Annotated in this window: 21 protein-coding genes; 20 read left to right on the forward strand and 1 reads right to left on the reverse strand. The window is 60.2% G+C overall.

Features of this window, described 5'->3' with window-relative positions; genetic code table 11:
* Nucleotides 1-30 precede the first annotated feature (30 nt).
* From ASG86_RS18670 to ASG86_RS21070, 10 genes are all read left to right on the forward strand, one after another.
* Nucleotides 31-1089 (forward strand): taurine ABC transporter substrate-binding protein, encoded by a 1059-nt coding sequence (locus ASG86_RS18670; protein WP_056337977.1) that lies wholly within the window; start codon nt 31-33, stop codon nt 1087-1089.
* Nucleotides 1086-1856, forward strand: a complete 771-nt coding sequence (locus ASG86_RS18675) for an ABC transporter ATP-binding protein (protein ID WP_056337978.1) — start codon at nt 1086-1088, stop codon at nt 1854-1856. Before ASG86_RS18670 ends, ASG86_RS18675 begins: the two co-directional genes overlap by 4 nt.
* A gap of 207 nt (nt 1857-2063) precedes the next feature.
* Nucleotides 2064-3341 carry a DegT/DnrJ/EryC1/StrS family aminotransferase gene (locus tag ASG86_RS18680; protein WP_200946291.1) on the forward strand — a complete coding sequence of 426 codons (1278 nt, stop codon included), beginning with the start codon at nt 2064-2066 and terminating at the stop codon, nt 3339-3341.
* A 3-nt stretch (nt 3342-3344) separates the two neighbouring features.
* Nucleotides 3345-4652 carry a histidinol dehydrogenase gene (hisD, locus tag ASG86_RS18685; RefSeq protein ID WP_056337980.1) on the forward strand — a complete coding sequence of 436 codons (1308 nt, stop codon included), beginning with the start codon at nt 3345-3347 and terminating at the stop codon, nt 4650-4652.
* A gap of 71 nt (nt 4653-4723) precedes the next feature.
* The gene (locus ASG86_RS18690) at nt 4724-5722 is read left to right on the forward strand and encodes a D-cysteine desulfhydrase (protein WP_056337982.1); all 999 of its coding nucleotides are present in this window, start codon (nt 4724-4726) and stop codon (nt 5720-5722) included.
* A 3-nt stretch (nt 5723-5725) separates the two neighbouring features.
* Complete coding sequence (locus ASG86_RS18695; protein ID WP_268760624.1) at nt 5726-6490, forward strand: aspartate/glutamate racemase family protein; 765 nt, start codon at nt 5726-5728, stop codon at nt 6488-6490.
* 190 nt (nt 6491-6680) lie between these two features.
* Nucleotides 6681-7724, forward strand: coding sequence for a YeiH family protein (locus ASG86_RS18700; protein WP_056338199.1), 1044 nt, complete (start codon nt 6681-6683; stop codon nt 7722-7724).
* Nucleotides 7725-7881: 157 nt separating this feature from the next.
* On the forward strand, nt 7882-8763 hold the full coding sequence (gene pdxS / locus ASG86_RS18705) for a pyridoxal 5'-phosphate synthase lyase subunit PdxS (RefSeq protein WP_056337987.1): 882 nt from the start codon (nt 7882-7884) through the stop codon (nt 8761-8763).
* A 286-nt stretch (nt 8764-9049) separates the two neighbouring features.
* The gene (locus ASG86_RS18710; protein ID WP_056337990.1) at nt 9050-9535 is read left to right on the forward strand and encodes a RidA family protein; all 486 of its coding nucleotides are present in this window, start codon (nt 9050-9052) and stop codon (nt 9533-9535) included.
* Between the two features lie 190 nt (nt 9536-9725).
* On the forward strand, nt 9726-9980 hold the full coding sequence (locus ASG86_RS21070) for a hypothetical protein (protein WP_056337993.1): 255 nt from the start codon (nt 9726-9728) through the stop codon (nt 9978-9980).
* A 211-nt stretch (nt 9981-10191) separates the two neighbouring features.
* Here the strand turns inward: ASG86_RS21070 and ASG86_RS18720 are convergent, their stop codons facing one another.
* Nucleotides 10192-10929, reverse strand: coding sequence for a FadR/GntR family transcriptional regulator (locus ASG86_RS18720; protein ID WP_056337996.1), 738 nt, complete (start codon nt 10927-10929; stop codon nt 10192-10194).
* A 144-nt stretch (nt 10930-11073) separates the two neighbouring features.
* Here ASG86_RS18720 and ASG86_RS18725 point away from each other — a divergent pair, with 144 nt between their 5' ends.
* From ASG86_RS18725 to ASG86_RS18770, 10 genes are all read left to right on the forward strand, one after another.
* On the forward strand, nt 11074-11382 hold the full coding sequence (locus ASG86_RS18725) for a UxaA family hydrolase (protein WP_056337999.1): 309 nt from the start codon (nt 11074-11076) through the stop codon (nt 11380-11382).
* Nucleotides 11361-12524 (forward strand): UxaA family hydrolase, encoded by a 1164-nt coding sequence (locus ASG86_RS18730; protein WP_056338003.1) that lies wholly within the window; start codon nt 11361-11363, stop codon nt 12522-12524. Before ASG86_RS18725 ends, ASG86_RS18730 begins: the two co-directional genes overlap by 22 nt.
* Nucleotides 12525-12606: 82 nt before the next feature.
* Entirely contained in the window at nt 12607-14031 is a 1425-nt protein-coding gene (locus ASG86_RS18735; protein WP_056338006.1) for an NAD-dependent succinate-semialdehyde dehydrogenase, read from the forward strand.
* A gap of 29 nt (nt 14032-14060) precedes the next feature.
* A complete protein-coding gene (locus ASG86_RS18740; protein ID WP_200946292.1) occupies nt 14061-15524 on the forward strand; it encodes an MFS transporter in 1464 nt (487 codons plus the stop codon).
* Nucleotides 15521-16396, forward strand: a complete 876-nt coding sequence (locus tag ASG86_RS18745; RefSeq protein ID WP_056338011.1) for an NAD(P)-dependent oxidoreductase — start codon at nt 15521-15523, stop codon at nt 16394-16396. The genes ASG86_RS18740 and ASG86_RS18745 overlap by 4 nt, the downstream gene beginning before the upstream one ends.
* Nucleotides 16393-17367 carry an NAD(P)-dependent oxidoreductase gene (locus ASG86_RS18750; RefSeq protein ID WP_056338014.1) on the forward strand — a complete coding sequence of 325 codons (975 nt, stop codon included), beginning with the start codon at nt 16393-16395 and terminating at the stop codon, nt 17365-17367. Before ASG86_RS18745 ends, ASG86_RS18750 begins: the two co-directional genes overlap by 4 nt.
* Nucleotides 17364-18392 (forward strand): Ldh family oxidoreductase, encoded by a 1029-nt coding sequence (locus ASG86_RS18755; protein ID WP_082566852.1) that lies wholly within the window; start codon nt 17364-17366, stop codon nt 18390-18392. Before ASG86_RS18750 ends, ASG86_RS18755 begins: the two co-directional genes overlap by 4 nt.
* A gap of 33 nt (nt 18393-18425) precedes the next feature.
* Nucleotides 18426-21851, forward strand: coding sequence for a pyruvate carboxylase (locus tag ASG86_RS18760; protein WP_056338020.1), 3426 nt, complete (start codon nt 18426-18428; stop codon nt 21849-21851).
* Nucleotides 21848-22936, forward strand: a complete 1089-nt coding sequence (locus ASG86_RS18765; protein WP_082566853.1) for a putative sulfate exporter family transporter — start codon at nt 21848-21850, stop codon at nt 22934-22936. Before ASG86_RS18760 ends, ASG86_RS18765 begins: the two co-directional genes overlap by 4 nt.
* A 1132-nt stretch (nt 22937-24068) precedes the next feature.
* Nucleotides 24069-25121: a D-2-hydroxyacid dehydrogenase gene (locus ASG86_RS18770; protein WP_056338205.1), complete on the forward strand. Its 1053-nt coding sequence runs from the start codon at nt 24069-24071 to the stop codon at nt 25119-25121.
* The last annotated feature ends 5 nt before the right edge of the window (nt 25122-25126 follow it).

The raw sequence follows: 25126 nt of genomic DNA on the forward strand, positions 1-25126 counted from the left end.
ACCATCAACAACTAACTTGAGGAGCCGTTCATGAGAACCGTTAGGTCGAAGAAGATCCTGATTTCCAGTGCTGTGCTCATAGTCGCGCTGACCGGCTGTGTGCAGTCGGGCCGCACTACAGCCCCCGCCGCAGAAAACACCAAGTGCCCCTGGGACGCAGACAACTCGGTGAAGGGAACGGTGCGAATCGCCTATCAGAAGGTGCCAAATGGTGATCCAATCGTGAAGGACCAGGGCATTCTGGAGGCATGCATGCCCAACGCCACGATCAATTGGTCGGTCTTCACCTCCGGCGCTGACGTGCTTCAAGCCTATGGAGCAAACAGCATTGACGTTGGGTACATCGGCTCGTCTCCGGTGACGATGGCGCTCTCCGAGCCGCTGAAGATGCCTATCTCGGTCGTATGGATGTTCGACGTCATTGGGAGTGCCGAATCGTTGGTGGTGCGCGATGCCGGTATCAAGTCCGTGGGCGAGCTGAAAGGTAAAACGATAGCCGTGCCATTCAGTTCCACCTCACACTTCGCGTTGCTGCAGGCCCTCAAGCAGGCCGGCCTTGACTCCCGGACCGACGTCAAGCTGGTCAATCTCTCGCCGGCGCAGATGACAGGGGCGTGGCAAGGCGGCCAGATTGATGCTGCCTGGGTGTGGAGTCCTGTCCTGGACGAACTGGGCGCGACTGGCCATGTGATCTCCGATAACGGGAAGGTTGCCACAACCGGCACGGCGACCTACGACCTGGGCACAGCTCGTACTGCCTTCATAAAAGAGAATCCGGCGTTCATGGCGCAGTGGACGAAGGCCCAGGACTACGCCGTCAAGATGATCAAGGAAGATCCCGACAAGGCCGCGCAAAGCATTGCCGTTGAATTGGGCATCAGCCCCAAGGATGCGGTAAACCAATTCGCCGGGTTCAGGTATCTGCGGGCAACCGACCAGGTCGCCGATGATGCGATGGGCAAGAAGCTGGGCAAGGACCTCGCAGCCACTGCGGACTTCCTCCTCACCCAGGGCTCCATCCAGGCCGTGAGTGCCCCACAGGTCTACACCGACGCGGTGGACGCCAGCTTGGCGAAGGCCACGCGATGAGCCGCCACGCTGTCGAAGTAAGAGGGCTGACACACTCCTTCACCGGCAAGGGCGGCCAACGGGTGAAGGCCGTTGATCGCCTCGACCTGACGATAAAGCCCGGGGAGTTCCTCTGTCTGGCCGGACCCTCAGGGTGTGGCAAGACCACCTTTTTGCGCCTCCTGGCTGGCTTCATGCAGCCGACCAGCGGCTCGATCACCATGAACGGCAAGCGCGTGGACCGGCCAGGCGCTGATCGGGGCATGGTCTTCCAACAGCCCACTTTGTACCCATGGCTTGACGTTCAGCGCAACGTGGAACTAGGGCCAAAATTGCGCAAGATCGACCCGGCAAAGCGTCGGGCCGACGCTGAGCGCTACATCGAAATGGTCGGGCTCAGTGATGTCACAGGCCTGCGCCCCTATGAACTGTCCGGCGGCATGCAACAGCGTTGTCAGATTGCGCGCGTGCTTACCAATGATCCCGACATTGTTCTGATGGACGAGCCTTTCGGCGCATTGGACGCACTGACCCGAGAGCGCCTACAGAATGAGCTCATTGATATATGGCGCCGCACTGGCAAGACCATCGTCTTCATAACGCACAGTGTCGAGGAAGCGGTCTTTCTGGGAACCCGGGTCATGGTCATGAGCCCGCGTCCCGGGCGTGTAGTGCTCGACAAATCGTCCGTGTTCTCACCGCCGGGCGAGTACATCGATGCCGAGAAGATACGTACCTTGCCGGAATACCACGCGCTGTGCCAGGAAGTTCACGAAGCCATCCATTAGCCGGGACGCGAAATCGGCCAGGGGCGCGAACCTGTGCGGGAAAGGGTGCTCTGAGCGGGAAAAACTTTGGTTTCCGGGACCACTGCCCTCTCCGGCGAAAGAGCACCCATTCAATTGCGGGACCTGCGCTGGCTGGACAACTCGCCACCTCGTTCATCACGGCCAGGATGCCGGAAAACCCATTAGACCGGAAAGGCGCTCACCCCCGTGCAACACTCTGAAGTCGCTCCCAAGTTCGATCTGGATCTGACCCAACCCGAACCGATGCCGCAGCAAAGCATCGACCGCGCCACCGAGCTCATGCACACCGGCCGGTTGTTCCGCTACGGCGAAACCGCCCCGGGAGAGCTCAATGATGCTGCACAGCTGGAACGGCGCTTCGCCGAGATGCTGGGTCGACAATTCGCCGCCGGGGTGAACTCGTGCGGCGCCGCCCTGTTCCTGGCCCTGAGGTCATCGGGAGTCCGACCAGGGGACAAAGTCCTGGTCAACGGCTACACGCTGGCTCCCGTCCCGGGCGCCATCGAGCACGCCGGCGCCGTGCCCGTCCTTGTCGAGGTGACCGAAAACTGCACCATAGACCTTCAGGACCTCGTGCGGAAAGCCATTGACTCGGGGGCGCGCACGCTGTTGCTCTCCCACATGCGCGGCCACATCTCCGACATGGACGAGGTCGTGGGGATCTGCGCCAAGCACGAAATCACGCTGATCGAGGACTGCGCGCACACCCTGGGCGCCTCCTGGAACGGGAAACTCACGGGCACCTTCGGAGCAGCGGCCTGTTTTAGCCTCCAGACGTTCAAGCACATCAACTCCGGAGAAGGCGGAATCCTCGTCACCGACAACGAAGACCTCGCTGCCCGGGCGATACTCCACTCGGGCAGTTACATGCTTTACGGTCAGCACGCTGCCCGTCCGCCTGAATCCTCGTTCGAAAAACTGCGAGGCCGGATCCCGAATTACAGCCTCCGATTGAGTGCCTTGGCCGCGGCGTTGGCGCTGCCGCAACTGGATCTGCTCCCGGGCCGGGCGGAACGCATGAACGCCTCCTACCGGTGCCTGGAGCAACTGTTGCGGTCCGTTGCCGGTGTCCATGTCATCGAGCGGCCGGCCAAGGAACAATTCATCGGAAGCTCCCTGCAGTTCCGGCTGCCCGGCCTCAGCGGCGCGCAGATCGCGGACTTCGTCGCTATCTGCCAAGTACACGGGCTGGGGCTGAAATGGTTCGGTGCAACCCGGATGGAGGGCTTCACGAGCAGGCCTTCACAGTGGGAGTACGTTGCCAACGCCAAGACCCTCCCGCAAACCGAAAAACTGCTCGCCACACTCTGCGACATGCGGATCCCGCCGTCGATGGAAGAACAGCATTGCCGGCAGGCAGCACAAATCATCACCCATGCGCTGCGCCACACAATGGGGACCGGCGACCGAGGCCATGCAGTGCCCGGAGCCAACAAATCGACCGTAACTAAAGATCAGGAGTGAGCCATGCCCATCGAGTACCTTAAGCGCGGACAGCCCGCGATGTTGCCAGACCTTTCCAATACCACGCGCACGGTGCAGGAAATGCTGGGCCGGATGGAAGCCGAGGGTGAGGCGGCCACCCGGGACTACTCCCGGAAGCTGGATTCATGGAATCCGGAAAGTTTCATCGTCGGCCCCCATGAAATCGCTGCGGCGGAAAAGGTCCTGCCCGAGACGGTAAAGGATGATATCCGGTTCGCGCAGAAGCAGGTTCGTGAATTCGCGCAGCGTCAGCGCCAATGCTTGCTGGAGTTTGAATTTGAGTCCCACCCTGGCTTGATCGTGGGACAACGTCAGATCCCCGTATCGGCAGCAGGCTGCTATGTCCCGGGCGGGCGCTTCGCGCACCTGGCCTCTGCGGCGATGAGCATTGCTACGGCCAAAGCAGCCGGGGTGGGCCACGTTACTGCATGCTCACCGCCACGGGATAAAAACGGAATCCATCCTGCGACGCTGTTCGGCATGTCACTTGCCGGTGCGGATACCATCCTGAGTCTGGGCGGTGTCCAGGCCATAGGGGCAATGACTTTTGGTCACTTCACCGGTAAACCGGTGAATTTTCTGGCGGGCCCCGGGAACCGGTTTGTTGCAGAAGCCAAACGGCTGCTGTTCGGCCGGGTTGGCATCGACGTCGTGGCCGGCCCCACGGAATCCCTCATCATCGCGGACGACTCAGCCGATCCATGGCTCGTGGCAGTGGACCTGATCAGTCAGGCAGAGCACGGGGCCGAATCGCAGACGATCCTTATTACTTCGTCCCGCCAGGTTGGGCAGGCTGTCCTGGACCTCATCCCTCGCGCCATCGCCCAACTCCCGGCGGATTCCATCGCTTCCACAGCGTGGGAGAACCTTGGCGAGGTGGCCGTTACCGACACGCGCGAAGAAGCCGCGGCCCTTGCCGATCAATACGCCAACGAACACGTCCAAGTCCAGGCTGCCGACCTGGAGTGGTGGCTCAAGACGCTGCAGAATTACGGTTCGCTCTTCCTTGGCGAGGAAACCACCGTCACCTATGGCGATAAGACCTCCGGCCCCAACCACATCCTCCCCACCCGCGGAGGCGCCACCTACACCGGAGGCCTCTGGGTCGGGAAGTTCATTAAAACGGTCACCTACCAGCGTATGACGCGCCCGGCCAACGACCGCATCGCCCGTGTGGCAGCCCGGATATCCCGAGTCGAAGGCATGGAAGGCCATGCCCTCGCCGGAGATGCCCGGCTGGAAAAGTACTTTCCCGGCCAGCCCCTCAACACCAGCGTGCCTGCCCTCTAGCAGAAAACCCGCTCCCCTACCCGGCCGATACCACGTCGGGACCGTGAACTGATCGAGAAAGAAGACACACCATGAATCTTGCCAAGATTGCCCGCCGCCGCTACACCGTCGGGAACACCCCGCTTGAGTTCCTTCCGAACCTCACGAAGCACCTGGGCGGACCACGCATCCATATCAAACGCGATGATCTGCTCGGCCTCAGCTCCGGTGGCAACAAGACCCGTAAACTCGAGTTCCTGATGGCTGATGCCCTGGCCAAGGGCGCCGACACCATCATCACCACGGGGGCCGTGCAGTCCAACCATTGCCGGCTGACTCTCTCGGCTGCGGTTAAGGAAGGGCTCAAATGCCGGCTGCTTATTGAGGAACGGGTCGAGGGGTCTTACAGCGAAACCGCAAGCGGCAACAACCTGCTGTTCCGCCTCCTGGGCGCCGAATCCATCACCCCCGTCCCCGGCGGGACGGACCTGATGGCCGTCATGCAGCAGATGGCGCAGGAGGTCGTTGCTGAAGGAGGAACGCCGTACGTCGTCCCAGGCGGCGGCTCCAACGCACTCGGCGCGCTGGGCTATGTTGCCTGTGCCGAAGAGATTCTCAGCCAGAGCTTCGAAGCTGGACTCGACATCGACCACGTGGTCTGCGCAAGTGGATCCGGCGGAACGCACGCTGGATTGGTGGCAGGTTTCCATGGTAACCAAAGCGGCATTCCGATTACCGGGATCAGTGTGCGGGCGGATAAAGGTCCCCAGGAAGCCAAAATTCTCGATCTCGCCCGCCATACCTCACAGCTGGCCGGTGCAGAACTGGAGATCCCGGCAGACCGGGTGGTCGTCCGCGACGACTTTGTCGGTCCAGGTTACTCGTTGCCGACGCGGGAAATGACAGATGCGATTCAGTTGTTCGCGCGCACCGAAGGCATCCTCCTTGACCCCGTCTACACAGGAAAGACCGCGGCAGGCCTGGTGGGCCTGATTCAGGAGGGCGCCTTCGCCAAGGACAGCGATGTGCTGTTCGTCCACACAGGCGGCTCACCTGCCCTGTACGCCTACCCGAACGAAACACTGGGATAATCCGTGCAAGCCGTTTCTGAACCGTCCCGGCTGGTAGGAATTCTGGGAGGCATGGGTCCCTCGGCCACGGCGGACTTCTACACCAAACTGATCGCGCATACCCCCGCCTCCGTGGATCAGGAACACCTGCGTGTAGTGATCTGGGCCGACCCGACGGTCCCCAATCGTCAGGAAGCAATCCTCGCTGACGGCCCGGATCCCTCACCCTGGCTCGAAACCGGAATAGGTCAGCTTCTGCGGTGCGGAGCCGAAATCATTGTGGTCCCCTGCAATACGGTCCACAAGTACCTCCCGCCGCTCATGGACGGCAAAACCGTTGAGTTCATCAGCATCATCGAGACAACCATCGATTCAGTCCACCGGCACGCGTTGAGCGGTCCGGTTGGCTTGTTAGCAACTGATGGCGCACTGGCAGCAGGAATCTACCAGGACGCTTTGGCCGAGGCCGGATTCGACGTCGCGCTGCCCTCCCCGGAAGAGCAGGCCCTGCTCATGGAGGTCGTTCATCAAGTCAAGGCTGGACTGTCCGGGCCGACCCTGTTGCGGGATATGTACTCCGTTCTCGCTTCGCTGGAACAGCAGGGGGCCCGGACGGCCGTTGTGGGCTGCACGGAACTCTCAACCCTGCTGTCAGCCGAAAGCGGCGCCTATCCGGTGAAGCTGATTGATCCGGCGGTGGAGCTAGCCATTGCAACCGTCAGCAGGGCCGTCAAGCACACATCAGCTGGCCCCGGCCTTGTGGATTCACAACACCCGACTACCGACTGATGCGCGACAGCATCTCGCGCACACCACTAGGAGACTCTATGTACCCGGAGGCGCGCCTCCCCTGCCGGCATGGGCACGAGACCACATACCGTTTCCACTGGACGCAAAAGCAGCGCCAAAATCGCCCACCCCACTCAAACTTGCGATGCAGGGGGGACCGGGCATGGTGATAGGTAAAGCAGTCACTGACATGCCGCTCCACGGGAAATCGGGCCGGAAGTGGGTCCAGCTCCTGCCAGGTCTTGTTGCCTGTGCAATTGCAGTCCTGACTTCGCTGGGAATTCATATGCTGATACCAGCACTACCCGCCATGACCGTCGCAGTGGCCCTCGGAATCCTGTCGGCAAATCTTCCGAAGGTCAGGACATACATCCGGGGCCCACTGCGTCCCGGGCTGAACTTCGCCGCCAAAAGGCTCATGCGCGCCGGAATTGTGGTCTTGGGTCTGAAGCTGAGCGTCATCGACATCCTGGGCTTGGGATGGGCAACGTTCGGGATCATTTCTGCTGTTGTCATCTTGGCCTTCGCCGGGACCTACCTGCTTGCGAAGCTCTTTAGGCTCCCGGGCGAGACCCCGCTCTTGCTCGCCGCCGGATTTTCAATCTGCGGCGCCTCCGCGATCGGCGCCATGGCAGCTGCCCGACGCGCCCGACACACCGACACGCTAATGCCCGTAGCGCTCGTAACGCTTTGCGGAACGCTAGCTATCGCTGTTCTGCCCCTGCTAATGGGCCCCTTGGCGCTGGACCCGGTTCAGTTCGGCCAGTGGGCGGGCGCTTCAGTGCACGACGTTGGACAAGTCGTCGCTACGGCGCAAATCGCAGGCTCGGCCGCACTCGCGGCAGCGCTTGTGCTGAAACTGACACGTGTCCTGCTGCTCGCCCCCATCGTCTTCGTTGCTGGCATTGGAACTCGCCGCATGGCCCGAAAACAGACGCAAGATCCGGACAACGAAGTGGAGTTGGGACCGCTACCCCCACTGGTTCCCCTCTTCATTATCGGCTTCCTGGCCATGACCGGCCTCCGCTCCCTTGGCATACTCACCCCTGGGATGCTGCAAATAGGGACAACCGTCCAGGACGTACTGCTGGGATCGGCTCTCTTCGGGTTGGGATCGGCCGTAAGCATCCGGGAATTATTGTCCTCCGGATTGCGCGGGAGCCTCGTAGCCCTGCTCTCATGGATACTCATCGCCGCTTTGGGTTACTGGGCCGTGCTGTTGATCTCGCTATAGCACCCTGCACCACGACGACGACATTTTCTTCCGTTGATCAATCACTGATTACAGAACATTTCTTTCTGAAGGTCAGCGAACACCAACACGGAATCAAACACGGACCGTAAGCAAACTCGATTACACGCCCTGATACACAGCATAAAGAAGGATTATTGTGTCCACGCTCGATACAGCCAATGCATCCCACCCGGCCATTCCCACCGTCACGGGCAGCAGCCGCGTGAAGCGTGGCATGGCCGAGATGCTCAAGGGCGGCGTCATCATGGACGTCGTCAACGTCGAGCAGGCCCGCATCGCCGAAGATGCCGGTGCCGTGGCAGTCATGGCCCGCATGTCCGATCCCGACATGATCGACCAGATCATTGACGCCGTGTCCATCCCGGTCATGGCCAAGGCCCGCATCGGCCACTTCGTCGAGGCCCAGATCCTGCAGTCCCTCGGCGTGGACTACATCGACGAGTCCGAGGTCCTGACCCCCGCCGACTACATCAACCACATCGACAAGTGGAACTTCAAGGTTCCCTTCGTCTGCGGTGCCACCAACCTCGGTGAGGCCCTGCGCCGCATTAACGAAGGCGCGGCCATGATCCGGTCCAAGGGCGAGGCCGGCACCGGCGACGTCTCGAATGCCACCGGACACATGCGCAAGATCCGCTCCGAGATCGCCAAGCTCTCCTCCCTGCCTGAGGATGAGCTGTACGTCGCGGCCAAGGAACTGCAGGCTCCGTATGAACTGGTCAAGGAAGTTGCCGCCGCCGGCAAGCTCCCCGTGGTCCTGTTCACCGCCGGCGGTATCGCGACCCCCGCTGACGCGGCCATGATGATGCAGCTCGGTGCCGACGGCGTGTTCGTCGGTTCCGGTATCTTCAAGTCCGGCAACCCCGCCCAGCGCGCCGCCGCCGTCGTCAAGGCAACCACCTTCTTCGACGACCCCGACGTCATCGCCAAGGCCTCCCGGGGCCTGGGTGAAGCCATGGTGGGCATCAACGTCGAGGAGATCTCCCAGCCGCACCGCCTCGCCCAACGCGGATGGTAAACCCGGCAACCAGGCCGGAAGGGAAGAAAATTGCTCTCCGCCGTCAACTGGCCGGACACGACGCTCATCGAGAACGAGCAAGGCCCCTTCGCAATTCATGGGAAGCGATAACCAGCGCTCTGCTGGACTCAAAGGTGCTTCAGGCCGGGGCACCGACCAAAGAAGCCAGCGCCCCACCCACGGCCTGCGGTTGGCGAGTAGCTCGCGTGCAGAAAGCCCGGGATATAGCTGATCCCGCAACGGCCGGCTCCCAAAACTCCAAAAACCAAAACTAGGAAAGGGCACAATGACTGACCAAGCCACCACGCAGTTCCACCACAACATCATCAAAGCACGCCTGAACAAACTCGGATTGAAGCTCCCCGAAGCCCCGCACAACGCTGCAACATACATCCCCGCAATTCGGTCAGGCAACATCGTCTACACTTCCGGGCAACTGCCGCTCAAGGATGGTGCCATGGCATCAACGGGCAAGGTAGGTTCCCACGTCACCACTGAAGAAGCTACCGAAATGGCTCGGATCTGCGTTCTCAACGCACTGGCTGCGGCCGGCGGAGTGGGAGACCTGGACCGCGCCAGAATCCTGAAAGTTACCGGCTTCGTAGCTTCTTCTCCAGGCTTCAATGCCCAGCCTGCCGTCATCAACGGCGCAAGCGAGCTACTACTGAAACTGTTCGGCGCCAACGGGGAGCACGCACGCTCGGCCGTAGGAGTAGCCGAGCTCCCGTTGGACGCACCCGTCGAGGTAGAGATCCTTCTCGAACTCACCTAGCGGTTCGACAGGGAGCATCCTGGCTGACCGGCGGACAACGCTGCCGAAAAATTGGAATTATCTAGACGGCAGGAGTGGCACGGGGCCCCAGGGGTGGCTGGACGTCGCAGATAGTGACGCTACGTGAACCTGCGTGTCCCCCCGTTTCTGTTTCATTGAACGGGTGGATGTAACTCCCTAGGGTGAAGCAATGACCAGTTCGAAGCAGGGGATAACCCACAGGGCGGCAGACGAAAGTGCTGTTCCGCAGCAGAAGTTTGCCATCGAGACCGCTCTGGCCATTGGGCTGGTCCTGCTGATCACTTTGGGCGCCATCGTGGCATCCGCTGTTTCCGGCAACACTGAGGCGATTAAATCGGCGCATTCCATCGAGCTGATGCTGGGCTCTCTCGACAAGGTCAGTTTCCCCGGTCCACCTATGCCGGTCCCGGGGAGATTTTCCTAGCAGCGTTCGTGGGCAGCATTGCGGTCAGCGCCGAGACGCTTTTCCCATGGTTCAGCAGCCACTGAGGGCTTCTAAAACCGTGGTCATTGAGACCGCCTACACCGGGGAGCAGAGCAGCGTAAAGGCGATGGAATTAGAGGGAAGTTCGTTGTCGAAATCACGGCGTGCTTAGGATCATAAAAACAGATCTTCCCGTATTTATGCCCCATTGCTAAGAGGCTTGGACCGACGGATCGTCCTGTTTGCGGCGTTCCAGGGCCGCTCTGCGGGCTCCTTCGATATGGATGCGTGCGGCGCGGCGGGCCGCCACCGGGTCGCCAGCCAAGATGGCGTCAAGAATCCGTTTGTGGTCACGCCGGGACTTCTCAAGTCGGCCGGGGACACGCAGCGTGGTTTCCATCCCCTCGATGAGTATCTCCTGAAGCACCCCTTGAGTGCTCACCAGGAACCGGTTGCCCGCGGCCTCGACGATGCGCAGATGGAAGGCAGCGTCAAGTTCTTCGAGACGCTTCCAGTCCGCGCTCTCCTGAAGGCTTGCTTCGGTTATTGCTTCATATGCTTTGACGACCGCATCAAGTTTGTCGGCGTCGCCGTTCTGGGCAGCCCATGCCGCAGCGGGCAGTTCCAGAACTTCACGCATGTCGTACAGTTCCTCTAAGTCCAGATCATCCGCTTGAAGTGCCGAACGCAGGTTGGCAGTGACAGCGGGATCAGCGACGAAGACTCCGCTACCGTGCCTAATGTTGACCCGTCCCTGCGCCTTTAGGGCTCGAAGCGCCTCTCTCAGGGCCGGGCGCCCAACTCCGAGCATGGAGGCAAGTTCGCGCTCCGGGGGTAGCCGGTCGCCGGGACGCAGTTCATCGCTTCGAATGACCTCCAGTATGCGTTGGGCGATCAGGTCCGAAACGTTGCCTTGGCGGATAGGCCCCCAGGTCGGATTCATTGCCATGACATCTTCTTTCGTTAAGAGTGGTAAGACCAGATTACCTCTATGTTTCAAATTCCTTATGCAATTGGGCTTGTGCCGCACAACACACTGTGGCAGACTCGACGGCGGAGAGGTAAGACCTCTTGCCAAAAAGGAGAGGAAAAAATGACAAGCACATCGTCGGGCCCGGATTTCCTGGCTCATTATGATGGCGACGTCGTCGCCGTTGCTGTGCGGGACTTGGTCCCGGGCACAGTTGAGGGTGGCTACCTGCGCGGCCCCGAATCCATCACGCTGGAGCTGCTCCACGAAGTCCCCTTGGGGCACAAGCTTGCCCTGACTGATCTCGAAGCTGGGCAGGACGTGGTTGAGTACGGACTCCGAATTGGAGTGACGACCGAAAAAATCACGAAGGGTTCATACGTACACATTCACAACTTGAGGAGCGCACGGTGGCAGAACAGCGTGGCCTGACCGGATACCGTCGGGAAGACGGTTCAGTCGGAATCAGAAACTACACGGTCATCCTTCCGGTTGACGACATTTCCAACGCCGCAGCGGAAGCCGTTGCCAAAGTGATCCCCGGTACGTTGGCGCTACCGCATGCATACGGCCGTCTGCAGTTCGGACCGGATTTGGACCTGACGTTGCGCACCCTGATCGGGACGGGTTCCAACGCAAATGTCGCGTCCGTTGTCGTGATCGGAATTGAACCGACGTGGACTGATCTCGTCGTCCAAGGTATCGCTAAGACCGGGAAAAAGGTCCAGGGGTTCTCCATCGAACGTAACGGTGATCTTAAGACCATCGAAAAGGCCGCGCGGGCTGCTGCGTCATTCCTCCAGGACGACTCCGAGATGGTCCGCGAACCCGTAGAGCGCAGGGAGATCGTCCTTTCGATCAAGTGTGGCGAATCCGACACCACGAGCGGTCTGGGCTCATGCCCCACTACCTCGGAGGCAGTTGACCGCTGGGTGGACGCGGGGGGCACGGTGCTCTTCGGGGAAACGACGGAACTCACCGGAGGAGAGCACCTCATCGCCGAGCGTTGCGTCAACGAGGAGGTACGCGCCAAATTCCAGAAGATCTATGACAACTACATCGAGATAGTGGAACGGACTGGTGCCAACCTGCTCGGTTCCCAGCCCACTCAGGGCAACATCCGGGGCGGATTGTCGACGATTGAGGAGAAGGCGATGGGTAATATCGCCAAGACCGGCACCAGGCCCATTGTCGGGGCCCTGGAATCCGCGGAGATGCCGGATTCCGGTCCTGGACTGTACTTCATGGATACCTCCTCGGCCGCAGCCGAATGCATCACGTTGATGGCGGCGGCCGGCGCGGTCGTGCACCTGTTCCCCACGGGGCAGGGCAATGTCATTGGCAATCCGATCGAGCCGGTCATCAAGCTGACAGCGAACCCCGTGACGGCGGAGACGATGAGCGAGCACGTGGACTTGGATTGTTCCGGTCTGCTTCGCCGCGACTATGACCTCGCCACCGCCGGAGACAAGCTCATGGATGTCATTGACAAGACCATTAACGGCCGCCTGGCCAGTGCCGAGGTCCTGGGCCACCGCGAATTCGTGATGACCAAGCTGTACCCGAGCGCCTAGCTCGCTTCTGTCGGGGAGGTCCAGGGCCCTCCCCGACAGAAACCTGAAGCCCGTACTTCAGAATCAAGGGAGATTCTTAGACATGTTGAACGAACCCACCATCCTTATCAATGGTGAATGGCAAGACGGTGACTCGCACAAGGAAGTTCACAACCCGGTGGATGGTTCAGTCGTGGGCAAGGTGGCGTATGGCGGTGCCGACCTCGCGGTGGCGGCCGCCGACGCTGCGGCCACTGCGTTTCCCGCTTGGGCAGACACTCCGGCCAGGAAGCGGGCTGACCTTCTTCTTTCCGCAGCCTCCCTCATCGCAGAGCGGTCAGCAGAAATTGGGACCTTGCTTGCGCGAGAGGCCGGCAAACGCAAACCAGAGGCGATCGGCGAAATTGCTTTCTCCGCAGAATATTTTCGATGGTTCGCAGAAGAAATTCGGCGTCCCGCCGGTTCCGTTCATCCTCATGAAGCATCAAATCGCCGCCACCTGACGATTCGCCGCCCGGCTGGGGTAGTGGCCAGCCTGACACCATGGAACTTCCCCTGTTCCATTCAGGCGCGCAAGCTTGCACCCGCCCTGGCAGCAGGAACAACTGTTGTTGCCCGCGTTTCAGAGCAGGCTCCCTTGGCTGTCACCGAGATGATCCGGTGTCTAACCGACGCCGGGCTCCCCGCCGGAACCATCAACCTGGTTCACGGCCCCGCGCACGAAGTGACCAACGCACTACTGGGCCACCCGGCACTGCGCGTCGTCTCATTCACAGGATCCACAAATGTAGGGCAAGACATCATGACCCAAGCAAGCAAGCGGGTCGTTCGACCACTTCTCGAGTTGGGCGGAAATGCAGCATTTATCGTGTTCGAGGACGCCGACATCGATGCAGCAGTTGAAGGGGCGCTGCTTGCCAAGTTCCGGAACACCGGACAGTCCTGCATCGGCGCCAACCGCTTCTTCGTGCACAGTTCGGTTTTCAAAACCTTTACCGAACGCTTTGCCGCAGCAGTCAACGACTTCACCATAGGCGATGGACTGGCAATCAACACCCCCACTCTTGCCGCGTGCATTGACGACAGGCGAGTTCAGTCGGTGAACAAGATGATCGATGAGGCCCTTGGCGCAGGGGCCAAGAAGATCACCCGGGATTTCGAACTCCCCGGCGGCGCCTTCTGCGCGCCGACATTGCTTGTGGACGTCCCGGATAACGTTGCTCTGGCAACAGACGAAGTGTTCGGTCCCGCCGCTGGCATCTTCTCCTTTGATGATGAGGATGAAGCCCTGGCTAGGGCAAACGCGACTGAGCTGGGTCTTGCTGGTTACTTTTACACCCGTGACCAGTCCCGCATCTGGCGCGTCGCAGAACAACTGGACGTTGGAATTACCGGGATCAACAACGCCCTTCCTTCGGTGTCCTTTGCACCCATGGGTGGAACAAAACAGTCAGGCCTCGGCCGCGAAGGCGGCGCAGCAGGACTTGAAGAGTTCGAAGAAACCCGCTACCTCTCCATCGGCATCTAAACCATTCAAAGACGATTGGAAATAGTTTCGTGGCTACTGAAACACTAATTATCAGAAGCGCCCGCGACGTAGTGAACGCGGTGAACTCTGGCGCTGTCAAAGGCGGCAAAGAGAAAGCGATTGTCTTCATCGCACTCGGCGGCATCTTCATCGACGCATACGACTTTACGTCCGTTGCATTTGGTCTCAAAGACATCGCCAAGGAATTCCAGCTCGATGCTTGGACCGAAGGAATCGTGGCGGCTTCCATCATGATCGGGGCCTTGATAGGCGCTATCTTCGGCGGATACCTGGTGGACAAAATCGGGCGCTACAAGATGTTCATGGCGGACATGGCCCTCTTTGTAGGCACTGCTATCGCCTGCGCCTTCGCCTGGAACGCCGAATCGCTGACAGTCTTCCGGTTCGCCATGGGCCTCGGTATCGGTCTTGACTTCCCGGTCGCGCTGGCATTTATCGCCGAATACACCGCCCGAAAGGGCAAGGGCGGCAACGTCACGCTCTGGCAGCCCATGTGGTACGCAGCCACCGCATCCAGCTTTGCCATTCTCCTACCGCTGTACTTCCTGATCCCGCAAAGCGCACACGGCGAACTCTGGCGCTGGGCCGTAGGCTTTGGCGCCGTCCCCGCCCTCGTTGTCTTGCTGGTCCGAAAAAAGTATATGGAGGAATCGGCATCATGGCTGGCCAACCAAGGCGACCTTGAAGGCGCTGTGCGGGTCCTTAAAAAGTCTTACAACGCCAACGTGCTCCTGGCCCCGGCGGCAGAACTCCAAATAGAGGACACCCGCCACCGGTCTGCGCTGGCCGGCTTCTCGAAACTGTTCAGCCGGAAGTACCGCCTCAGGACGATTCAGGCAGGAATCGTCGGAGCTTGCCAGTCCATGCAGTACTACGCGGTCGGTTTCTACCTTCCATTCATCATCGTCACCTTCATGTCCCTGGACCGGCTGAGTTCAATCACCGTGCCCTTGATCTTCAACATGATCTTCGGTGTGTCGGGCGGTTTTGCCGGGGTATTCCTGATCAGGAAACTTGGCTCGAGAATGCTCGCCCTCTCAGGGTTCGCGGTATGCCTCGTCGCGCTCGTCATCCTCGGGCTGGTGGGGAAACCGACCGGAACTGAACTTGCCATCCTGATGGGCGCACTGCTTGGACTCTTTGTGTTCTTCCACAGCTACGGTCCCGGCGCCCAAGGGATGACCATGGCGACGCTCAGCTATCCGACCACGCTTCGGGGCACAGGGGCCGGCTTCGGCCAGGCTGTACTCCGCATTGGATCGACCATTTCGCTTCTCTTCTTCCCGACACTTTCCAAGATGTTCGGACCGCAGGTTTTCCTGATCGTCGCTTTGGCACCGGCAATTGGTCTTCTTACCCTCCTGCTTATCAGGTGGGACCCCACAAAGAACGACGTTGATGCCGAAGACTTCGAGGCGGTCCCTGCCCCTGTCAGCACCCATTCATCCAAGAAGGAACGGATTCAGCCATGAAAATCGCATGCATTGGAGTAGGCAACATGGGCGGCGCAGTCGCCCGCCGCCTGGCAACAAGCAAAGACTTCAACGTCACTGTTTTCGATCTGTCAGCAGATGCAATACAGAAATGTGTAGCAGTTGGGGCCGCGCCGGCTGATTCAGTAGCAACAGCTGTAGATGGCGCAGAGGTTATCCTCACAAGCCTGCCGACCACCAAGCTCGTCATCGACACGGTGACATCCCTGCTGCCACTGATCACTGAAGAAGCCGTCATCGTCGACATCTCGACCATCGACCCCATGACTGCTGTGGAAGCGCTTGATCTTAGTTCGGCTGCGGACAGGCGATTCATTGCCTGCCCCCTGGGGAAGACCCCCGGGCACGCGGAGAACGGTGAAATCCCGCTGTTCGTAGGCGGAGACCAGGACGTCATTGCCACCTTGCAGCCCTTGTTTGATCGGATGGGAGAGAAGACCTACAACTTCGGCACGGTTGAGGCAGCCACAACCTTCAAACTCGTCTCGAATTTCATCGGGATGACGAACGTGGCAGTGTTGGCCGAAGGCCTCTCCATCGCTTTGAAAGCCGGCATCACCGCCGAAGCATTCACCGAAGCGCTTGCCGAGACCGGAGCCAAATCCTTCCAAAGCGACGTACGTCTTTCCTGGATGATCAACGAAGACTGGGCGCCCCGATTCGGGATTAACCTGGCAGCCAAAGATGTGCGGCTGGCCGTCGAATCAGCGACCACCTGGGGAATCCCGGTTCCCGTTGGCAGCGCTGCACTGGCCCAGCTGCAGGAGGCCTCCGGGCTTGGTTACGGCAACGAAGATGTCGTCGCCCTGGTGAAGCTCGTCGCTGCTAACGATGCGGCGGTAGCGAGTTGAGCACTGTTGTAGTCACTGAAGACGTTACAGGTCCCGCCTATGACCAACTCGGCCGGGAATGGACCCTGCAACGGGATGTCAACGCTTGGGATAACCCCGGTTCATGGCCGGCTCTGCTCCAAAATGCGGAAGCAGTCATCGTTCGCAATCGCACCCAGGTAAACGAACAGTTCTTCGCCGCGGCACCGAACTTGAAGGTCGTCGCCCGAGCCGGAGTAGGCCTGGATAACATCGACCTGGAAGCCGCCAACCGGGCGGGGGTAGTAATAGTAGCTCCGCTGGGAGCAAACGCGGTGAGCGTTGCTGAACACACCCTCACGCTGGCCCTCGCCCTTGCTAAGAACCTGGTGACTTCGGATACCGAAACCAAGGGCGGGAGCTGGAACAGGGTACCGACACAGGAACTCGGCGGAAAGACCTGGGGCCTGCTGTCCGCCGGCGCGACAGCACGGGCAACAGCTCGGGTGGCCAAAGCTTTTGGCATGACCGTCCTGGCATATGACCCCTACGTTGATCCGAACCACCCCGAATTGCAGGACCTCGGAATTCAACTCGCGTCTCTGGAGGAGGTGCTTGCGGCGTCGAACGTTCTAAGCGTTCACCTTCCGCACACTGATGCCACCCACCATCTGCTCAACAGCACCAGGCTAAGCTCGCTCCCTCCCGGCGCCCTCGTAATCAGCGTAGGTCGCGGCGAAGTAATTGATGAACAAGCCCTTCTGGGCCTGCTGGAGTCCGGGCATCTTGGCGGCGCGGGACTGGACGTGAGGGAACAGGAACCGCCCCGGCCGGGAGCTCTCGAGTCCCACAGCCGGGTTCTCTTAACTCCGCATGTTGCCGGGATCTCGGTCCAGGCCCAGGCCCGAATCGCCGACGTCCTGTGCCAGCAGGTCCGGCTGGTGCTTCGCGGTGATACAGCAACCTCAGCAGTGGGCGAACACGTCAAAGCGAAAAGGCCGGTCCGGCAGTGAAGGTATCCTATGGCGACGTTGTCCAACTTGCCACCCGCCTGCTTCAAGGAACGGGGCTTGGTGAAGCCGAGGCTGCATCGACGGCAAGAGTGCTGGCGTTGGCTGAAGCATGGGACTTGGGCTCCCATGGGTTACTGAGACTTCCCGTGTATCTGGACAGGCTCCAGGCACACGGCTACAACGCCGACGCCGCATTGCGGCCTGTGACTGACCTCGGAGCCCTCCTGGTGTTGGATGGAGAAGCCGGCATGGGCCATTGGCAGATGAGTTCTGCAGTCCAAATGGCCCTTCCCCGTGCCACGGAGTTTGGTCTTTGCGCGGTAGCTGTGGGAAATTCAAGTCATTGCGGCGCTTTAGGGGTTTACGCCGCTGACGCTGCAGAGGCAGGAATGGTGTCTCTGGTTTTCTCCTCAGGGCCCCCGGTTTTGCCAGCCTGGGGGGGCACAAAGGCCTTGCTTTCCACGTCGCCCATAGCTGCGGGTTTCCCCTTGTCACCACGTCCGGCCGTGATCGACTTGGCTCTTAGTACAGTGGCGCGGGGGAAAATAGCCGCTTACGCCGCCCGCGGAGAGGAGCTCCCGGAGGGGTGGGCCCTGGACTCGGATGGCCAACCAACAACCGATGCGAAAGCTGCGCTGTCAGGGCTGCTTTCTCCCTTGGGTGGGGCGAAGGGATTCGCACTTGCTTACATGGTCGAATCCCTGACTGCCGCGATGGTAGGGCCTTCCCTGTCCAAGGACATGCCCGACTTCTTTGACAGGAACAGTCTTGGCCAGCACCAAGGCATCGCGCATCTCCTCCTGATGTTCGACCCTACCCGCGCGGATGTCGGTGCCGACCCCGCGGGAGCCACCCGGCGAATCGCCGAGCTTTCCAAGGCCGCAAAGGACGGTGGCGGCCGCACCCCAGGAACCAGACGAATGGCCCCCAGCGAGGTCCAGCCCAATTTCGCGGTCGAGATGGATGAAAGCCTATGGACGAAGCTGCAAAACCGCCCGGAATTGAATGCGCTGTCCCTGAAATAGCGCCACGGCAACGAAGATTACAGAAGGAAAAGCATGTTTTCGAAAGTACTGGTTGCCAATCGCGGTGAAATTGCAATACGTGCCTTCCGCGCCGCATTCGAACTGGGTGCGCGGACGGTAGCGGTATTTCCTCACGAGGACCGAAAGTCCAGCCACCGAATGAAGGCCGATGAGGCGTACGAAATCGGTGAACAGGGGCACCCCGTGAAGGCTTACCTCTCCGTCGAAGCGATCATTGGTGCGGCAAAGAAGTCCGGGGCAGACGCAATCTACCCGGGCTATGGATTTCTAGCTGAAAATCCACGACTCGCGGCTGCTTGCAAAGCCAACGGCATCACGTTTGTCGGTCCTGCGACCTCTGTCTTGGAATTGACAGGTAACAAGTCCAGCTCGGTCGCCGCCGCCCGGGCGGCAGGCATCCCTGTCCTTTCCTCATCTTCCCCATCCGATACCGTGGATGAGCTGCTGAATCAGGCTCAGAAGATGCAATTTCCGCTGTTCGTCAAGGCGGTTGCAGGTGGGGGCGGCCGCGGAATGCGCCGCGTCAAGGACGGGTCTGAGCTGCAGGAAGCCATAATTTCAGCTTCTCGAGAAGCTGATGCGGCCTTTGGGGATCCGACCGTGTTTTTGGAACAAGCCGTTATAGGTGCACGCCATATAGAAGTGCAAATACTTGCAGATAATTTCGGTGGAGTAATCCACTTGTATGAGCGGGACTGCAGCCTGCAACGGCGGCATCAAAAGGTCATCGAGCTTGCCCCTGCTCCCAATCTTGACCAAGGCCTGCGGGAGCGCATCTGCAATGACGCCGTTACCTTCGCCAAGCACATAGGATACTCCGGCGCGGGCACCGTGGAGTTTCTGGTGGACCACCGCGGCAAACACGTTTTTATCGAGATGAATCCCCGCATCCAGGTCGAGCACACAGTGACGGAGGAAATCACCGACATTGATATTGTTCAAGCGCAACTGCGCCTGGCAGGGGGCGAGTCACTTCCGGACCTCGGCCTGACCCAGGATGCCGTTAGGATCCGCGGTGCCGCCATTCAATGTCGCATTACCACGGAAGACCCCGCAAACGGCTTTAGGCCGGACAGTGGTCGGATCAGCACCTATCGAGCACCCGGTGGGGCGGGAGTACGCCTCGACGGCGGTGCCGCCTTAGGTGCCGAGATCGAAGCTCACTTTGACTCCCTGCTGGTCAAACTCACCTGCCGCGGTAAAGACTTCCCTACTGCCATCGCCCGGGCCCGAAGAGCAGTAGCGGAATTCCGCATTCGAGGGTTGGCTACCAACATACCTTTCCTCCGGGCTGTTCTGGACGACCCGCAGTTCCAAGCCGGAACCGTCACCACTTCGTTCATAGAAGAACATCCAGAGTTGCTGGCGAAACATGTCTCTGCTGACCGTGGCACCCGCGTTCTGACTTATCTTGCAGATGTAACGGTCAACAAACCCCATGGTGAATACGGCGGAGGCCTGGGACCGGAACACAAATTGCCGGCGATGGATCTGACTTCCCCGCCGCCCGCCGGCTCACGGCAGAAACTCCTAGGTCTTGGACCTGAGAGGTTTGCAGCGTCCTTACGCGAGCAAAAGGCACTGGGCCTTACCGACACAACATTCCGTGATGGGCATCAGTCCCTGTTGGCAACCCGGGTCCGCACAAAGGATCTACTGACCGTAGCCGGGCACGTGGCACGAATAACCCCGGAGCTGCTCTCCATCGAAGCCTGGGGAGGTGCTACCTATGATGTCTCTCTACGATTCCTGCACGAAGACCCGTGGGACCGGCTTGCCGCTATGCGCGAAGCGATCCCGAACATATGCCTGCAGATGCTTCTGCGCGGGCGCAACACGGTTGGTTACACGCCCTATCCCGACAAGGTAGCTCACGCTTTTGTGCAAGAGGCGGCAGCCACCGGAGTCGACATTTTCCGTATATTCGATGCTCTAAACGGGGTCGACCAGATGCGGACGGCAATTGATGCCGTCCGCAGCACCGGTACATCGCTGGCGGAAGTGGCCCTCTGTTATACCGGAAACCTCATTGACCCTGGCGAGAAGCTCTACACACTGGATTACTACCTCAATCTGGCTGAGGAGATCGTTAATGCTGGCGCCCACGCGCTGGCTATCAAGGACATGGCCGGTCTTCTGCGACCGGCAGCAGCGAAGAAGCTCGTCAGCGCGCTGCGGGCTAACTTCGACCTCCCCGTTCACGTTCATACCCATGACACCCCCGGCGGGCAGCTGGCTACATACCTGGCATGCTGGGAGGCAGGCGCTGACGCCGTAGACGGTGCAGCTGCTCCGTTGGCGGGCACGACGAGCCAGCCTGCACTGTCAGCCATCGTAGCCGCGACTGCCGACACTGAGCGGGACACCGGAATGAACCTCCAGGCAGTGTGCGATCTGGAGCCCTACTGGGAGGCTGTCCGGACACTCTATGCGCCGTTTGAATCTGGACTGTCCGCTCCAACTGGCCGCGTTTACCGTCATGAGATCCCGGGAGGCCAGCTGTCGAACCTCCGTCAGCAAGCGATCGCGCTCGGTATGCGTGATCGTTTTGAAGACATCGAAACCAAGTACGCCGAGGCAGACGCAATGCTGGGCCGGCCAGTCAAGGTCACCCCAAGCTCGAAAGTCGTGGGCGACCTGGCGCTTGCTCTGGTGGGAGCTGGTGTGTCGGCAGATGAATTTGCGGAGGCCCCCGGCAAATACGACATACCAGATTCCGTTGTGGGCTTCCTCAACGGTGAACTGGGCGACCCTCCCGGAGGATGGCCTGAGCCTCTGAGGACGAAGGCGCTCATTGGGCGAACCAATGAGACGAAAACCGGCGTAGTTTCCGACGAAGAAAACCGCCTGTTGTCCATGGTCGGTGATCGCCGGCGATCTACCTTGAACCGGCTGCTCTTTCCCGGACCTGCGGCTGAATTCGAAAGCCATCGCGAACAATATGGGGACACATCGTCCATAAGCACCGCTGAATTTCTTTATGGGCTGCGTCAGGGCCAGGAATGCAGCGTGGAACTGGACCGCGGAGTAAGTCTTCTCATCGGGCTCGAAGCCATTTCAGAACCGGATGAGCGGGGAGTCCGGACGGTAGTTTGCCAGATTAACGGACAGCTGCGCCCCGTCGAAGTCTTTGACAAGACCCTGGGCATCAAGGCCGCAGTCGCCGAAAAGGCGGACCCTCTAAACAGCAACCATGTCTCTGCGCCATTTACCGGCGTGGTGACGCTCAAAGTTGCCGAGGGTCAGGAGGTGACGAGGGGGGACATCGTAGCGACTATCGAAGCCATGAAAATGGAAGCATCGATTACGGCACCCACCTCGGGAACTGTGTCGCGCGTGGCGGTAGGTCCCGTTACCCGGGTAGAAGGATCTGACCTGCTGATCGTCTTAGCCGAGGAGCCGGTTTCGCAGCCTATCCAAACGGAACGACCAGTATGAGATCCCCGACCGCTCCCGCGACGGGAACTGGGGCAGAGTATCAGCCGCGTTCCCCGCTATCCTTTATCAGGAAGCAACTCCCGTTGTTGCCGGGTCTGGCGGCCTGTGCAGCCGCGGTCAGCCTTTCGTTGCTTCTCCACAGCATCTTTCCTTTCATCCCCGCGATGACTTCCGCCGTAGCACTGGGAATCCTTGCGGGAAACCTTCCCTTCATTCACCGGCCGATTGAGGGCCCGATGAAACCCGGATTGACCTTTGCTGGAAAACGCCTCATGCGGGCAGGCATCGTCGTTCTGGGCCTGAAGCTCAGTGTTATCGACATCATGCAACTGGGGTGGGTGACCTTCGGCATTATTGCCTTGGTGGTGCTCCTTACCTTCGTTGGAACCTATTTTTTGGGAAAGCTGTTCCGTCTTCCTGGCGATACCCCGTTGCTCATAGCTACCGGCTTCTCGATCTGTGGAGCGTCGGCAATCGGAGCGATGGCCGCGGCACGAGGTACGAAGCATGAGGACACCGTGCTACCGGTGGCACTTGTAACACTTTGTGGCACACTCGCCATCGGTGTCCTTCCACTCCTTATGCTCCCCCTGAACCTGGACGCTGTGACTTTCGGCCAATGGGTTGGCATATCTGTACATGATGTAGGACAGGTAGTAGCCGCTGCGCAGGTGGCAGGCGGCGGAGCACTCGCTGTCGCACTCGTGTTCAAACTGACCAGAGTCGTGCTGCTGGCACCCATAGTCTCCCTCGCAGCCCTAGTCTCAAGGCGCCGGTTTCAAATTCCCGACGCCGAAAGTCCTGGGGAGAAGCAGAAGATGCCGCCAGTCATTCCATTATTCGTTGTCGGATTTCTGGCGATGATTCTGATCAGGTCTCTGGGCTGGGTTTCCCCAGACATGCTGCAGGCAGCGGGACTGGTCCAGGACATCTTCCTCGGCTCGGCACTGTTCGGCCTCGGCGCCTCGGTCAAGTTGGGACAATTGCTTACGTCCGGGTTGAGAGGCGCCTCAATGGCATTGTGCGCCTGGTTCCTGATAGCCGCTTTGGGTTATGGTGCTGTGCGATTCCTCGGGGCCATGTAGCGTCGGCTCCTGACTTCAGCCCAAGATCCGCCGTGAGGAAATCCAGCGTGCAGCAGCCGTGATGTCTGGACCATTCAGTAAAGGAATCCGCGAAAGATTTTTCAGATCCCCCGGTTAGCCCATCATTGAATTGATCGGTGAGCCGCGGTGCAAATCAAAGGGAGAACAGATGACATTGGGTAGCTTTGTAACGTGGGCGTGGCCAGAGGACGCGAAGGGGCGCGTATGGACGAGGGGATTGCTGCTCTCTGCGGGCTGGATGCCCGGGAAGTCCGAACATCACGTGCCCCTCCAGACGGCGCGGCGGGCGGATTTTCGACAAGTCGTTGCCGCCGGACGAGGCCCGGACTGCCTTGGTATCGGCGCATGAGCGAAGCGAAACAAAGTCCTCCCCGGCTCTGTCGGGCCTGTAGCACAGAATCGATGTTTGGCCCCCTGCATCTGTACCCCGAAACCGGAATGGGAAAGGGTGAGGTATCTGTCGCGACTATGGGGTCGACGCGAGGATTTGGGAGGGTGCGGAGGGTGTCGCTTTCGGTGTGGACCTGCCGGCATTGTGGGCTGCTTGAACTCGTCGCTGCGGACCCCGAATCGCTCTTCCAGTACTGGTCGGCCGAACAGAGATAGGCATAGCGGGCACCGACCAGTTCATCACGGCCGGTGCCCGTGTCGCGATAAGCTACGCCATGATGAGGAAGCTTTCCCGCCTGCAGGTACATATCGGCGGGTGGGGCCACAAGGCGAGATATCTGACGCATCCTTAGAACGCTGTTTACCGCTTGAATAACGTCCGCAGAGATCGAACAATCGACACAAACATCACCCCGCTCAAGTTTCGGGCGGTCGACTCGGGCTCTCAGGACCCTTCAAGTAGTTACCAGGGCTGATTTGAAGTACACCCCAACCTGACGTCAGGTATTGGTATGGACTACGTGAAATTGGAGTCCGAAACCGATTTTCCTGACGCCCTAATCCGACGTTCAAAGACCCCAACCTGACACCTACCCCCTGGACGGTCGTGCCGAGAGCCGCTTATTCCGGAGGTCAAATACCGTGTGCTCTACCAGAGACAGGGAACAACAACTTCAAAAGAATGTTCAGCATACGGTACGCAATCCATTATGATGAACGCATGACTTCCCGTAAGACCGTGGCCATCGCCGTCCCACTCGAGGCCGAGCTTGTGGACCAGATCCGCGCCGTTGATCCATCGGTCACCGTCCTTTACGAGCCCGACGTCCTGCCGCCGGAACGCTACCCGGCAGACCATGCCGGTGATCCCGCCTTTAAGCGCACCGAGGAGCAGGAGGAACGCTACTGGGCCATGCTCAACAGCGCCGAGGTGCTCTACGGATTTCCCAACGAAAGCCCTGCCGGGCTTGCCCGCATCGCCCGCGACAACCCCGGACTCCAATGGGTCCATGCCATGGCGGCGGGAGCAGGCGGAGCGGTCAAGACGTCCGGCCTCAGCCAGGACGTCCTGCAGAAATTCAAGATCACCACCTCCGCCGGAGTGCACGCCCTGCCCTTGGCCGAATTCGCCGCGCTGGGGATCCTCAACGGCTTTAAACGGACATCCGAACTTGCCCAGGACCAGGCGGCGAAAGTCTGGCCCACCCTCCGGGTCCCCACCCGGCTGGTCAACGGGTCCAACCTGGCAATCAGCGGGCTGGGCGAAATCGGCCTGGAAACAGCCAGGATCGCCCGCGCCCTGGGCATGAAGGTCAGCGGCAGCAAACGCACCGTGGAACCCATCGAGGGAATTGACCAGGTTGTGGACAACGCCGGCCTCCCCGCCCTCCTGGCCACGGCAGACGCCGTCGTCAACACCCTTCCGGGCACGGAGTACACGGAGAGGCTGTTCAACCGCGAACTGTTCGCCGCCATGAAACCCGGCACAACGTTCGTCAATGTTGGCCGCGGCACTGTGGTGGACGAGGACGCCCTGCTGGAGGCACTGGACAACGGCCAGGTGGGCTATGCGTGCCTGGATGTCTTCGCCGTGGAGCCGCTGCCGCAGGACAGCCCGCTGTGGAACCATCCCCGGGTCATGGTTTCACCCCATACCTCGGCGCTCAGCGCAGCCGAGAACCGCCTCATCACCGAACGCTTCTGCCGCAACCTGCGCATCTTCCTCGACGGCGGGGATCTCCCCCACCTCGTGGACACGGTGCACTTCTACTAGGCCGC

Origin of the sequence: Arthrobacter sp. Soil764 (assembly GCF_001428075.1) — a bacterium.
GTDB lineage: Bacteria > Actinomycetota > Actinomycetes > Actinomycetales > Micrococcaceae > Arthrobacter.